The organism is Bacillus sp. 17RED48, assembly GCF_019837545.1.
Taxonomy (GTDB): Bacteria; Bacillota; Bacilli; order Bacillales; family Bacillaceae_G; genus Bacillus_A; species Bacillus_A wiedmannii.
In genome coordinates this window covers 17,268-32,034 of the sequence record NZ_JADAXG010000009.1, presented here as the reverse complement: position 1 = coordinate 32,034, position 14,767 = coordinate 17,268, and the positions used below count along the sequence as shown (strand labels likewise).

At 34.5% G+C, this 14,767-nt stretch carries 11 protein-coding genes and 1 pseudogene; 1 reads left to right on the top strand and 11 read right to left on the bottom strand.

What is annotated here, in order from left to right; genetic code table 11:
- Window positions 1-47 precede the first annotated feature (47 nt).
- From ILT06_RS26295 to ILT06_RS26280, 4 genes are all read right to left on the bottom strand, one after another.
- Window positions 48-728, bottom strand: a complete 681-nt coding sequence (locus tag ILT06_RS26295; RefSeq protein ID WP_064477148.1) for a GNAT family N-acetyltransferase — start codon at window positions 726-728, stop codon at window positions 48-50.
- A gap of 163 nt (window positions 729-891) precedes the next feature.
- On the bottom strand, window positions 892-1,764 hold the full coding sequence (locus tag ILT06_RS26290) for an ankyrin repeat domain-containing protein (protein WP_000287346.1): 873 nt from the start codon (window positions 1,762-1,764) through the stop codon (window positions 892-894).
- Between the two features lie 291 nt (window positions 1,765-2,055).
- Window positions 2,056-2,559, bottom strand: coding sequence for a nitrous oxide reductase accessory protein NosL (locus tag ILT06_RS26285; RefSeq protein ID WP_064477149.1), 504 nt, complete (start codon window positions 2,557-2,559; stop codon window positions 2,056-2,058).
- Between the two features lie 131 nt (window positions 2,560-2,690).
- Window positions 2,691-2,945 carry a hypothetical protein gene (locus tag ILT06_RS26280; protein ID WP_064477150.1) on the bottom strand — a complete coding sequence of 85 codons (255 nt, stop codon included), beginning with the start codon at window positions 2,943-2,945 and terminating at the stop codon, window positions 2,691-2,693.
- Window positions 2,946-3,198: 253 nt separating this feature from the next.
- On the opposite strand from ILT06_RS26280, the gene ILT06_RS26275 reads away from it, so the two are divergent.
- Complete coding sequence (locus tag ILT06_RS26275; RefSeq protein WP_064477151.1) at window positions 3,199-4,503, top strand: CitMHS family transporter; 1,305 nt, start codon at window positions 3,199-3,201, stop codon at window positions 4,501-4,503.
- Between the two features lie 47 nt (window positions 4,504-4,550).
- Here the strand turns inward: ILT06_RS26275 and ILT06_RS26270 are convergent, their stop codons facing one another.
- From ILT06_RS26270 to colA, 7 genes and pseudogenes are all read right to left on the bottom strand, one after another.
- Entirely contained in the window at window positions 4,551-5,243 is a 693-nt protein-coding gene (locus ILT06_RS26270; protein ID WP_048562839.1) for a response regulator, read from the bottom strand.
- Window positions 5,243-6,853: an ATP-binding protein gene (locus tag ILT06_RS26265; RefSeq protein ID WP_078183459.1), complete on the bottom strand. Its 1,611-nt coding sequence runs from the start codon at window positions 6,851-6,853 to the stop codon at window positions 5,243-5,245. The genes ILT06_RS26270 and ILT06_RS26265 overlap by 1 nt, the downstream gene beginning before the upstream one ends.
- Before the next feature lie 153 nt (window positions 6,854-7,006).
- The gene (locus ILT06_RS33185; RefSeq protein WP_392388213.1) at window positions 7,007-7,867 is read right to left on the bottom strand and encodes a methyl-accepting chemotaxis protein; all 861 of its coding nucleotides are present in this window, start codon (window positions 7,865-7,867) and stop codon (window positions 7,007-7,009) included.
- 81 nt (window positions 7,868-7,948) lie between these two features.
- Window positions 7,949-8,923: pseudogene (locus ILT06_RS33180) on the bottom strand (HAMP domain-containing protein); the annotation flags it as partial.
- Between the two features lie 307 nt (window positions 8,924-9,230).
- Window positions 9,231-10,805 (bottom strand): flotillin lipid rafts scaffold protein FloT, encoded by a 1,575-nt coding sequence (locus tag ILT06_RS26255; protein ID WP_064477154.1) that lies wholly within the window; start codon window positions 10,803-10,805, stop codon window positions 9,231-9,233.
- Between the two features lie 12 nt (window positions 10,806-10,817).
- Complete coding sequence (locus ILT06_RS26250; RefSeq protein WP_001173143.1) at window positions 10,818-11,366, bottom strand: NfeD family protein; 549 nt, start codon at window positions 11,364-11,366, stop codon at window positions 10,818-10,820.
- A 246-nt stretch (window positions 11,367-11,612) separates the two neighbouring features.
- Window positions 11,613-14,510: a collagenase ColA gene (colA, locus tag ILT06_RS26245; RefSeq protein WP_222655652.1), complete on the bottom strand. Its 2,898-nt coding sequence runs from the start codon at window positions 14,508-14,510 to the stop codon at window positions 11,613-11,615.
- Between the last annotated feature and the right edge of the window lie 257 nt (window positions 14,511-14,767).

Here is a 14,767-nt window from a genome sequence, read left to right as displayed (position 1 = left end):
TCTAAATATACGAATGAACCCCAACAGCAAACAACTACTTTTAAAATTTAAGTGATATGCAAATTCATTCCATAGTTAATCAATTTTAGTTTTCTCGCAACTGCTTGTGAAGCATAATTATCCCAAGAAGTACTATAAAGTGGAATGCGTTTTTCTTCTTGTATTGATATCGCCCAGGCTGTAACAACATCAGTACCATATCCATTCCCTTGAAACTCCGCTAAAGTTTCCACACTCGCCTCAGCAGCTACAGGCGTACTCCTAGCACTGCAACATATAGAAACTACCTTTTCATTTTTTACAATTGCAAAGTAAGGTTGCCTCCATTCCATCTGTTCTATTAGATTAGGAAAATTTTCTCGCAAAAGCTCTTTATTCTTCCCTGTTATCTGTATTGTTCTAGTTGGCTTATGTAAATTATTAGAGAACATGAAAGCAGGGCCCATCCAAATATTTTTCACTGTTCTTTCTTCATTTAATACATCAATGATCTTTGCTATCTCTATATGATTTGAAGGTTCTCGAATTAATTTCTCAATCTTACCTACCGTTCCATCATCCAGATCACAATGATATCTCGTTATACTCCCTTCACGAGTTCTGCCAAGAAAAAAGCGTGGTGCTTTCGGATTCCCTTGTTCATTTACATATTTCATTTTTCCTACTTGATTATGAACAAATAAAACCTCTACCTGAATTGCTATTAAATCAAGTTCTGAAAGCCTCATTTATATCCTCCTTAGTTACTCCATATACCATTCATAATCTATTTTTCATGCCCAAAACAAAAATCCCATTCAAATACACATTACTGAATCCATCATACTAAATGACTTCTTCATTCTGTCTATCTAAATGAGATTATTTCGTACTTTTTATTTCTTTATCTTGTTATTCCACTGGTTGTGGTTGTGGCTGTACGACTTCATTCGCTCCAGCTAACCTCAACATATTTGCAATATCTTTAAAACCTCTTTTTTCAGCATATTGCAGTGGCGTAATATTTTCCTTATTGGCCATATTTACATCTGCCCCGTGGTCAATAAGCATTTGAATTACTTTCTTATGATTTTCACTACCGTTTCCTAATACGATTGCTTCTACTAAAGCCGTTCCACCACGAGCATTTCTATAATTCACATCAATATCTGTATGCTCTAACAATTCTTTTACAACCTCTATATGGCCACGTTCAGATGCAGAAATGAGTGCTGTTCCACCTGATTTAGTAATTTCTTTCGTATTAACCCCTGCATTAATTAGTAGCTTTACAATGTCTGTATATCCTTCTCTACTTGCATAAAGAAATGGATTACTTTGTTTCTCATCTTTACTTTCAATATTAGCACCTGCACCAATTAATGCTTTAACTGTCTCTACATGATTTTGATACGTTGCTGCAAGGATAGGAGTTTCTCCGTTGTCACCTTCTACGTTTATATTAGCTCCATCTTGAATCAACTTCATAGCTGTTTCCGTGTCACCAAGAGTCGCAGAAAGTAGCAACTGTTTGTCCATTAAATTTATACTTTTTTCTTCTTTAGGTTCTTCCTGTTCTTTATGCTTTTCTTTTTTCTTTTCGTTTTTCACATGAACCGGTTTCGATTCTGGCTCCTCTTGCTTATCGCAAGCCACTACCGTCATTAAAAGTCCTAATAACATACATAATAAAATTTTTTGTTTTCTCACAACTACAGCTCCTATGAAAGATAATGTTTTCTTAACCATTCCTCCATCACATACAATAACTCTTCTTGAGTACATTTATCCATAAGCCCTTTATATTCCTTCTTTAATCGGATTATCTTAAAACCTATACTATGTTTCTCAACCTATTGGAATGATGTGCCTGATGGCCTCATCATTAACATTATGAAGCAATTAGTTTAGCACGATTTTACCGCATTTGTATACATTTCTAAAAAGTACATAAATAATTGCTTTAGGTTACTATATTCCATTGTAACCGTTCTTCTAAAAATTTTACACCTTTTCTATATTTGCACCTGAGTAATACTAAAAAAAGACAACTTATGTAGTTGTCTTTTTTTAGTATTAATGATGACCACCGTGATTTCCCTTTTTCGGGTTCCCCATCATCTCTTTATTCATTTCCCATTTATGCTCTGCTAGCTCTTTATATGAAAGAACTTTCCCTTTATAGTTAGACACAAAACTCTCTGCATCCTTTTTATTTTCAAATGAAATGACATTATAAGCCATCGGTGTCGTTATTGTTTTATCATATACGTAAGTCGCATCTTCTAATGAAATCCACTCTTTCGAATCATAATCTCGAACAAATTTTTCTTTCGTCTTTTCTCCTGGATTAATCTCCATCCATTTATACATACAACCGATATCATCAAACTTTAACGCTTTTCCATTTTCTAAAATGACTTCTGTTGCAAATTGATTATCCATTACCCCAATTTGGCAAATATCACACTTATCATGTTTCTCATCAATTGCTACAGCCTCTACTTGTTTCTTACCACATCCTACTATTGTAAAGACAAAGAATAAGCATATAGCAAGTGTCACATACTTTGTTCTCATTTTACTTCCTCCCTAACCGTATCTTCCACAAGGAGCATATCAAAAAGTTGTGTGAGATTTGTGAAAAAATAATGTACTTTTTGTAATATAAAGACCAAAAAAGATGTGTAGCCATTTCTACACATCTCTCATCATTCACAACCTGTAATTAATAAATCATCTTCTAACTTAACTAATAATGTATCTGTATTAATTTGCTGCCCAGCAACTACATTTACTAATCTTATATTTCCACTAATACCGACCGCAACTTTTTCAAGCTCACCGTTATTTTTTCGAATCATCATTAAATTTTCCCACTCATATACGTAAGAAGATTCATTAACAAAAATCTCTTCTACTTTTCCTTCATAAGAACTATAAATCTTTTCAATTCTCGTTTTCATATAAAATCTACTCCCTATTTCACACTTCAATATTTTCATCTTATTCTACCATTCTTACGGAGAGCAGCTTACTTTTTAAAAATTCAAATTAACTACCGTGAACAAAATGACCAAAATAAAAATTATGCTTCTAATGATGTTATTTTTCAAATTATTTACCATTTGAATGAATACTTTTATGATAAATAAAAAACACTTTTTCTGAATTTTCATTACATTTTGAAAGCGCAATCATTTTTGAGGGGGAGATTACATGTTAGCACTACTTGGATTTGCGATGGTATGTGTCTTTATGTTTTTAATTATGACGAAACGTATGTCAGCACTAGTAGCATTAATATTAATTCCAATTACTTTCGCATTAATCGGCGGTTTTTATGCAGATATGGGACCTATGATGTTAGAAGGAATTCAAAAACTAGCACCTACTGGTATTATGCTTATGTTTGCTATTTTGTATTTTGGAATTATGATTGATAGCGGTTTATTCGATCCCGTCATTAGTAGGATTTTGAAATTTGTAAAAGGAGATCCTTTAAAAATAGTTGTTGGTACAGCGATTCTTACGATTATCGTTTCATTAGATGGGGATGGAACAACAACGTATATGATTACTGTTTCCGCAATGTACCCACTATATAAACGCCTTGGAATGAATCCACTTATATTAGCTGGGGTTGTTATGTTAGGAGCAGGAGTGACAAATCTTACACCTTGGGGCGGACCGACAGCTCGGGTTATGAGTGCTCTTGGACTAGACGCATCAGAGCTCTTTACACCACTTATACCAGGGATGATCGCTGGTGCAATTTGGGTCGTTTTCGTTGCTTACTATCTTGGCAAAAAAGAAAGAAAACGATTAGGAATTATGGATGTACAATATTTAAAACAAATGCAAACGATGGATGAGCAAGCTGCCACAGTAGAAGCTGCCGTTCATAAACGCCCTAAACTTCTATGGATTAACTTTTTATTAACTGTTACCTTACTTGTCTGTCTCATACTAGAAGTTATGCCGTTACCTGTTTTATTTACAATCGCTTTCGCCATTGCTGTTATGCTTAACTATCCGAACTTAGAACAACAGAAAGAACGTATTGCTTCTCACGCTGGAAACGTATTAGCGGTTGTTTCTCTCGTATTCGCCGCTGGAATTTTCACTGGTATTTTATCAGGAACAAAAATGGTAGATGCAATGGCTCAAAGTGTAGTTACTCTTATACCTGACGCTCTTGGACCACAACTACCGATTATTACAGCTCTTCTTAGTATGCCGTTCACATTTTTCATGTCCAATGATGCATTTTACTTCGGGGTACTACCTATTTTAACGAAAGCTGCCGCTGCTTACGGAATTAGTGCAGCTGAAATGGGACGCGCTTCATTACTCGGGCAACCTGTTCACTTATTAAGTCCTCTTGTCGCTTCCACGTATTTATTAGTCGGAATGGCCAAAGTTGATTTTGGTGAACATCAACGCTTTACGTTACTTTGGGCTGTTGGAACGACAATGGTGATGTTAATTACGGGAATTGTAATCGGAATTATTCCGATATAAGACGTGAAAAAACAGTAGAAGAAATGTAATTCTCTACTGTTTTTTTGTTATGAAGAAACAAGAAAATACCTTCTTTCTGGTCTCCCTACACTCCCATATATAAGCTCCGCATGAACTTTCTTTCCAGATATTAAATACTCTAAATAGCGCCTCGCTGTTGATCGGCTTACCCCAACCATTGAGCTTAACACTTCTGCCGTAATACCTTCTTCATCAACTGTTAACATATGCTTTTTTATTTTTGCTAAAGTTAAAGGATCTATCCCTTTCGGGGCATATTCTATTTCATTTCCCTTTACGCCTCTTTGAGACCATAAATGTTCAATTTGCTCTATAGATAATTGATTAGTTTTCTTTAACTGCAAAATCTTTTTTTGGTAACTTTCCAAACTCGCCCTAAATCGATCAAACATAAGTGGCTTTACGATATAATCTGTTACTCCGCCTCGTAGAGCGTGCCTCACTACATCTGTTTCCGATGCAGCTGTAATCATAATAATATCTGTATCATGCAAATTATGCCTAATATATGTGACAAGTTCCGTTCCTTGCATATCAGGTAAGTACACGTCTAATAAAACGAGCTGTGGCTTCACAAGCTCTAGCCATTCTTTCGCTTGTTCTCCAGTCGTTGCTGTTCCAATTACTTTAAATCCCTCAATCTTTTCAGTAAAACGACGATGAATGTCCGCAATTCGAATATCATCTTCTACAATCAATACTTCAATCTCCTCACCCATTACAATTCGCCTCTCTCTTTTGGTAATGCAATAATAAATAATGCACCACCTAAATCCCCTTTTTCGATTGCAATACTTCCATTTAACTCTTCTACTAACTCTTTCACTTTTGCTAATCCATATCCTCGTTTCCCGCCTTCTTTCGTCGAGAAGCCTTTATAAAATATGCTAGTAATGACTTCATCATGAATCCCTTGTCCTGAATCTTCCACTTCAATTACTATCTCTTCTCCAATATCAGTTACAAACATCCTTACCTTCTTATCATTCTCTTCATTTCTTTCAATTGCTTCAAATGCATTTGTAATTAAATTTCCTAAAATAGAAACGACGTAATTACTCTCAATGTGCGGGCTTAATTTATCTAAGCTACTTTCTCGATCTAGCATAAAATCAATCTTTAACTCTCGTGCTCTATTATAGAATCCAATTAAAATTCCACCTAACCATGGATTTTGAATTCGCTTCATAATAAATTGAACAAAATCTTGATATACCGCTGTTTCCTTATGAATAAGCTCTAAAGCATCTTCATATGATTCTAACTGGATAAGACCTGAAAGCGTATACAACAAATTATTATATTCATGCGTTTGCGCTCGTAATGCCTCTGTATATTGCTTCGTCTGAGATAACTCTGCCGTTAACTGATCCATTTCAGATTTCAAACGTAAACTCGATACAACGCCAGTTACTTTATTCTTTACTTTAATAGGTAGACGGTTCGCAATAACAGCCTGCCCTTTTATATTTAATTGACGATCAAACTGTTCTTCACCAGTTTGAAGTACATCTAGTATCGTTGAATTAGGAATTACATTTAAAATAAATTCTCCAATAATATTACGCTGTTCATCTAACGAAAGAATATCATAAGCCGCTTGATTGACTAAACTAATCATGCCATTGTGATCAATGACAATAATCCCTTCACGTACAGATTGAATCACTGTACTATGCTCTTCATATAAAGATGAAATTTCTTCTGGCTCCATCCCAAACATCATTCTTTTTATACTTCCGGCTAAATATATAGAACCAATTATCCCGATTAAAAGACCTATTACTGTAATCCAAAATACACGCTTTCCATATACTTCTACCGCTCCATGAATATCATTCATTGAAAATCCAACAGACACCACGCCAATAATTTCATTTTCCTGATTACGGATTGGAACTTTGCCACGTAATGAAGGGCCTAATGATCCAGTTGCTTTCGAAACATAAGACTTCCCTTCTAATAGAACGCCTTTATTATCTCCACCAACCATTGCTTCTCCTATTTTATCTCGCTCAGGATGCGCATACCGAATCCCCTCTTTATTTCCAACTACAATAAAGTCAGCATCTGTATCAATTCGAATTTTTTCTGCAATTGGCTGAATAATAGAAGCTGGGTTTTCTTTTTGAAAAGCTTCCTGGATTTCAGGTATAGCGGCAACTGTTTTCGCAACATGCAAAGCCCGTTTCCCAATTTGCTCTTCTACCGTTTCAGACAATATGTAATAAAATAAATAACTTGTTAATAGAAGTACGACTAGAATAAGTGTACTAATTGTTATTGTAATTCTCGGTTGCAGTTTTAACTTTTTAAATTTCAAAACCATTCCCCTAACATAATTAAAGATAGAATTTAACGAATTTACAGTCTTTTGTAATTACACCTAATCATAACACGGTTACTCTATATTTCTTTATTTTTATCTTCACAAAAAAAAGAAACGAGATACAATTACTACCTCGTTTCTTAACATTTTTTATTACACTTTAAATTTCCCAATCATCTCTTGTAATTCTTCTGCCATTTGCGATAAATGAACTGCTGCTGCATTGATTTCATCTACTGAAGCTAATTGTTCCTCTGAAGAACCAGCAATATTTTGAACGCTTGCTGCATTTTCTTCAATCGTAGCTGCAATTTCATTAATAGATGCACTAACTTGTTTTGCATCTACTGTCATTTGTTTCGCTACTTCTACCATACTATCAATTTGTACAACTGTATCATCTGTAGACTTCAATATTTCAGTAAAGCTTTGCTTCGTTTCATTTGCAACTACAAGTCCTGATTGTACTTCTGTTCCAACTTGCTTCATAGAGCTTACTGTTTCTTTTATGTCAAATTGTATCTCTTTTACTAATTTTCCAATTTCCGTAGAAGACTGTCCTGATTGTTCTGCTAACTTTCGCACTTCATCTGCTACAATTGCAAATCCTCTTCCTTGTTCTCCAGCTCTCGCAGCCTCAATTGCAGCATTTAATGCTAATAAATTTGTCTGCTCTGCAATATGTTGAATTACCTCAAGGATTGCTCCAATTTGCTTCGATTTATCATCTAACAACACAATCACTTTATCTGATTGTGAAACAGACTCATGGATTAATTGCATTTGATTCACCGTTTGTTCAACTAACTTCCCACCATCTTCAGCCTTTTTCTTCGTATACATAGATGCTGTGGATACTAATGAAGAACTGTCTGCCACACGTTGAATTCCTTCTGTAACTTCTTCTAATAATGTCGCGCCTTCTTCGACTTCTTTCGTTTGTATTTCCGCTCCACTCGACACTTGCTCTATCGCTTGTGTAATTTGTTCCGTCGCTTCACTCGTCTGCTTCATACTAGCTGTTAATTCTTCTGAAGATGCCGCTACATGACCTGCTGAAGTATTTATATTGGAAATGACATTCTGTAATGATGCTGCCATCTCGTTAAAGCTTTCTCCTAGCTGTCCAATTTCATCTTTAGAATGAACTGCAATAGATTCTGTTAAATCGCCTTCACTAATCTTTTTCGATGATATAACAAGTTGTTTTAACGGATTAATAATAGAAGCAATTATGAAGTAAATTAAAATCCCGCCAATTATTAATGAAATACCAATAACAGTTATCGTTTTATAGAAAATAGGTTCAGCTGCTTCAATAATTTCTTTTGAAGGCATAATTCCTGCTATTTTCCATCCAGTTTTCTTATTCGTTTTAAAAGTAATATTACGGTCTTCACCCTCTAATGAATAATGAAAATCACCAGATTCCTGTTTATAAAATTCCTTACTAAGTTTCTCTTCTAATTTCTCTCCCGGCTTCATTTTCGGGTGTGCTACTACATTTTTATCTTGATCAAATATTGCTACATACCCTTCCTTACCGATATTAACCATCTTGGAAGTAGTAACAATATCATTAATTATTAAGTCAATCCCAAGAACGCCACTTTTATCCTCATTTTGTTTCGCTAGTGTAATAACAATATTCCCTGTCGTTTGTGACTTATATGGAGCAGTTACAATTACCTCTCCGCTTTTCTTCACTGCCTCTTTATACCAATCTCTTTCTGTAGGATTATATCCGTCTGGCATCTGAATAGCTGGTGATTGAATAAACTGTCCATTACTAGATCCTGTATAGATTGCTTCCATTTCTGGATGTAATTTGTTGTATTCTTCTAGTTTATTTTGGATGTTTTGAATTTGGTCTGCTTGGTAACTTGAGTGTGTGAATAATTTCGTAAAATAAGTTGCATCTACTTTTTTACTATCTAATTCCTTGTTAATTACATTATCCAAAATTTTTATATTATCTTTCGCCGAGTTTACAATCGTTTCATTAAAATTCGTCTTGGCCTGCTGATAAGACGTCCAACCAATTACAATACTTGGAAGAATTAAAATCATAACAAATGATACAAGTAACTTTGCTTTTAAACTACTACTCCTTAATTTCCCTTGAAACATATTTCTACCCCTCCATACCGTTTTAAATGTAATTGTTTTACATTTAATTTCTTTATATAAATCATACGATTCAAATGTATCAATGCGACTCTCTATCTCTTTCTCTATTGAAGAGTTGATACATACCTTTTTCATTCTATATAAATTAAATAATTAAAACAATATATAAAAATGTATATTATTCGAAATATTATAATTCACTGAAGAACCTCTAGTATCTCACTTACTAGAGGTTCCTCCCGCTTTACTATTCTTTATCTTTTTCTACTTCTTTTTTCGCATCTTCTACTACAGATACAACAGGTTTATCGTTTGATAATTGTTGTACTGCTCCTTTTCCAGCAAATCCTTCTAATAACTCTTTTAAATCAATGCCAGAAGAAGCTTTTAATGTTTCTTGCATCGTTGCCATTAAATCAGTCGCATAACCTGCAACTTTTCCGGCGCCGCTATTTTTACCACCACCGCCTGTATCGACAACTGTAATTTTATCAATGTTGCTAAGCGGGCTTGCAATTTCCTTCGCATAACTTGGAAGCATGTTAAGAACCATATCCATAATTGCCGCTTGACCATATAACTCAAATGCCTCTGCAATTTTTTGTTTCGCTTCCGCTTCTGCTAAACCTTTTAATCTGATAACATCTGCTTCCGCTGTACCTTGTGCTTTTTGTACTTCTGCTTTTGCTTGACCTTGCGCTTTTTCGATTTCCGCCTTCGCTAAACCTTCTACACGAACTTCTTCTGCACGTGCTCTTGCTTCCGCTTCAATTTTATATTGATCTGCATCTGCTTTTTTCATTTGTTTTACTTTTTCCGCTTCTGCTGATTGTTCAACAGCATAGCGATCTGCATCTGCCTTTTTCTTTACTTCTGCATCATATTGCTTTTCACGACGCGCAATCTCTTTTTCTTCTAATTCAATTTGCTTTTCACGCTCAATGATTTTAACGCGCATTTGCTCTTCTGTAACACCTTGTTGCGCTTTTGCTTGTTGTAATTCATAGGAAAGATCTGCATCTGCGCGAGCTTGTTCTTGGTCTCTCTTATAAGATTGTACTTTTAACTCTTTATGTTTTTCAGCTTCAGCGATTTGTGCATCACGTTGATACTCAGCTTCTTTCGCTTCTTTCTCAGCACGAGCTTTTTCAATTCGTGCCTCTTTTTCACGCTCTGCATTTGCAACTGTTGCATCACGCTTAACCATCGCAATTTGTGGCTGACCAAGTGCATCTAAGTAACCGTTCTTATCCATGATTTCTTTAATTGTAAAGGAAACGATGCGAAGTCCCATCTTCTTTAAATCTGTAGAAGCTACTTCATGTACCTTTTGAGCGAATTGCTCTCTATTACTATAGGCATCTTCTACTGTCATAGAAGATAAAATAGCACGTAGATGACCTTCTAAAACTTCTTTTGCTTCTATTTTCAACTCTTCTGTTTCTTTTCCTAAATATTGTTCAGCTGCTGTAGAAACTTCTTCAATAGTAGATCCTACTTTAATAATAGAAACACCATTTACTGTAATCGGTACACCTTGTTTCGTATACGTATCACGTGTTCCCACTTCTAATTTGTAGTTTAATAGACTTAAAGGCTCTGCTCTTTGCATAATCGGAACTACGAAAGTACCGCCACCACGAATAATCTTAATCTTCTTTCCATCATCAGTGGTAACTACATTTTTCCCGCCACCAAGCCAGTTTCCAGTAACAATTAATGCTTCATCTGGTCCAACTGTTCGATACTTTGTAATGAATACTAAAATGAGTAGAATTAAAATTGCGAGTAATACTCCACCGATAATTAATGGAATCGTCATGTAAATTCCCCCTTATAATTTTGGTTTCTTTAAAGAATAAGCGATGTTCTGTACAAGTAAAACACCATCTTGGACTCCCTCGATAATAACTTCCGTTCCTTGTGAAATATCTTTCTTTCCAACTGTTTTAGCTAGGATTGCATTGTTTCCAAATTGGGAGGAAATTAATACTTCACCAAACCCTTCTGTAGGAATAGTCGTAATGACCTCTCCCTTACAACCAATGAATTCATCCATACGCTGCACAGTGTTTTGTTCTGCTTCTGCAATCGGCTTTAAAATTAATATTTTCATTATGAAGACACCAATAAAGGATATAGCAAATGCAGCCCCAAAAATAAGAATGCTATTAAAGGAAAATAAATATTCTCCTATATAACTAAGTCCACATAACATGGCGAAAAAACTAAGTAATAAAGTAACAACGGATACCGATCCGCCTCCAAAACTAAATATGGATTCAAATATATCTCCAAAAAAGATATAAATAACAGTAAGTATAGTAGCAATAATAAATCCGTATAAATAAATTGTTTCAAGTGGATAACCAAACAAAGCCATTTCTTATCCCCCTTTCTTAAACAATCCCTTTTTTGTTATGTGTATGCCCCACCTCTTTCAAAGATTATAGTTCTTAATTTTCAGTTATTTACCCTTTAAAGAAAAGCCTGTAAGACAGGCCCCTAAAAAAGAACAGGAGAAACCTATTGTGACAGGCTCCTCCTAGTAAATAACCGATATATTATATATCTATATAATATACTATTTTCCACAAAAAGTAAAGTTAAACATACATTGGAAAAGCGTTTATTTTAGTGATAATGAGTACGTTCCATCGCCATTATCATATTTATATACATACAAATAATACTTACCTGGTTTTGCATTAAATTTTGCCTCTATATGATTTCCATTAGCTTGACCGTAAGCGGCATAATTTTGCATATCTGATTCATGGTGAAGCACCCATGTCATCCCAATTCCATACTCATTTAAAACGGAAATATCGATATTTTTCGTTGATGCTACATTAAATGTATAAACATCGGTGTGATCTCCGCCAATAAGGCTACCTTTTATAGTAGTGTTTAGCCCAATACGATTCGCTTCCTCTGGACGATTATTTGGTTCTAATTCTGTTAAACTTCCATCTTTAATCGTAACAGTGGTTTCGTTTCTGCTCTCTTTACCTTTATCATCTTTTACTCTTAACGCTACTTTATAAATTCCTTCTCTTTCATATGCATGTATTGGATTAACTTCTGCACTTGTGCTGCCATCTCCAAATTCCCATAAATAAGAAACAATTTTTCCATCTTCATCATTTGAACCATCACTTTTAAATTGAATTCCTTCTTTTACAAGCCCATTATAAGGTCCATTTATATTAACCGTTGGAGCTTTATTTTCTCCATCATCTTTTGCGATACCGTGGAAGACTACATCATATTCAAATTCATTTGAACTATTCACACGATAATTGACGAAGTATGCTGTAACAGTTTTGTAGCCACTCCATTCTTTTTGCGCCAGTTGTTCTAGTGCTTCATTTACTCGTTTACTCATTTCGTTCCAGTCTTCTGATTCACCTTTTGTTACACTACCTGTAAATGTGCCTTCTAATGTAAATGTATTAAAGAATTGGGAGCTATGTTTTGTCATTTTTGCCTCTTTCATCGGCAACGTATCACTAATTTCTTTCTCTACTGCTGTTAACGATTTTGGTGCATGTTCAGCTAAATAATCATCTGCTACTTCCGGTACATTATATTTATCTTGATTATCAATTAGCTGTTGCATATACTCTTGATACTCTTTATTTAGTTTAGAATCTTTACTTAAATTCTCACGATAGGCATCATAATTTTTCACGTCATTTGCACGAATTAAATCTTGAATTTTATCAAATGTTTCAAATTGATGTGTATATAAATAAGATTGCAATGCGAACGAGTAATTATAGAAATCCCAAGAACCATATTTAGCAAATAATGTGCGCTCTGCTGTATAACGGCTTGCAGGATCAGATGATAATCCACTAATGATGCTCTTTCTCGGTACTACATTATTTGTACGAGTAGATCCTGCGAAAAATTCTGCATTTCCTTCTTGGAACCAAGTTAATCTCTCATTTTGATACATATCTCCTCTTCCAAATAAACCTGGCACTTCAAATCTACCTTGAAGATAATGAGTAAACTCATGACGGAATAACTCTTCTAAACTATAAATACTTTGTTCTGGCGTACGCTCATATGTAAAGAATGTACCTGTTTCTTCTATATAAATGCCACCGTTGTTTGTTTCATATCCATACAGTTGTCTGTTTAACTGATATTCGTCTGGAGTATTATAGATTACTATCGTTAATACGTCGTCTGCATTACCTGGCTCTAATGCTTTGTCATTCCCAATTACACGATGATACTGTGCTTTTACTTCCTTTGCAGCCCAGTATAGTCTCTTAATTTTTTCTTCTGATACTTTATCTCCTGTTTTAAATACGATAGATCCATCGTCGAATGTATACGTTTTTGGTAAGTACTGTTCTTTTCCTTCTTTACGTATCGTCTCTAAATTTACCGTATTACCGCTATAATCTTTTCCGTTATAATTTGTTGTAATTTGTTCTACTGCAACAAAATACGGCTCACTTAAACGCGGATACATATGCATTGCTTGTGTAACAACCTCTAAACCTTTATTTGGATTACTATGAAACTTCCCTAAACGACTAGCAAAATAAATTCCATTATTAACGAGCCACTTATTTTCTGGTGTTACTTCATTTAAAAGAGCAATACGATTTATTTCACTAATAAATCCATCTATTTTCCCGTACCACATTGTATCTTTTGCCTCTTTACGAGTTTCAAATAAATAAGATTGCATATCATAATCAATACCTTGCATCATATCGTATACAGCTTGTCCTTTCATACGATCGTCTGCATAAGTATGAAGATTATCATTGTATTGTTTTAAAATATTCGATGCGTATTGAACCGTTTCCACATCACTTGAAGCATTACTAATTAATTTACCGTATGCAGATACGACTGCATCTTGCTCATATGTACCAAGCTTAAAGTTTGGATTGGTTGCAATTGCTTTTAAAGCAGGTAAACATTTATCCTGGAAGCTTCTCTCATTTAAATCGCTTAATTCATTATTGTAAAATGCGAGGTAAAAAGCTGAACGTAACACTTCCGTAAACGTTTGAATTCCTTTTGAATCATCTTTCGTAAATGTACTACCTCTATGAGCTAATTCATCTATAACTGCTTGCATTTTCCCTTTGTCTTTATAAAAGGCCTTTGCATCTTCATTGAACTGGAATAAGTCTGTAATTTGATTCCATTTAATACTTCCTATCGTTTCAACTAATTCTTGATTATTCATTTTGTTTAAATCAGCCATTGAATAGCTTTCTTTCATTTGCTTTACTTCTGAGCTCTTCATACTAGACGCTGGTCGCTGTGAAAAGTCTCCTACTTTTAAACGTTCTTGAAACGATAATGTTTCCTCTGCTTTAGAAACATGTCCAATCTCATCTACTGGTTTTTCTATTCCAACTGGTTTCGAATGCAATACATTATATGGTACCTTTTCTTCTGCTGATACATTCGTTTGAATTGCTCCTAATGATAGCGCCATTGTACTAATACTAAGCATCACTTTATTAATCTTTGATTTCTTGTTCATATCATTGCCCCCTATTTATATATTCCCTTGAAGAATTTAACATAAAATCTAGATACAACAATATAAAATGCAATATTTCATATTATTTCTTCCTACAATTTGTATATATCGTGAACAAATCAACCTTTATCTCCCGCCAATAATCTGCTTTCTTCCATTTCTAATACACTTAGAAATGCCCAGCAATATCCTTCTCTCATAAAAAAAGACATCATCATATGCATGTTTCTAATGAAACTGCCATGATAATGTCCTCT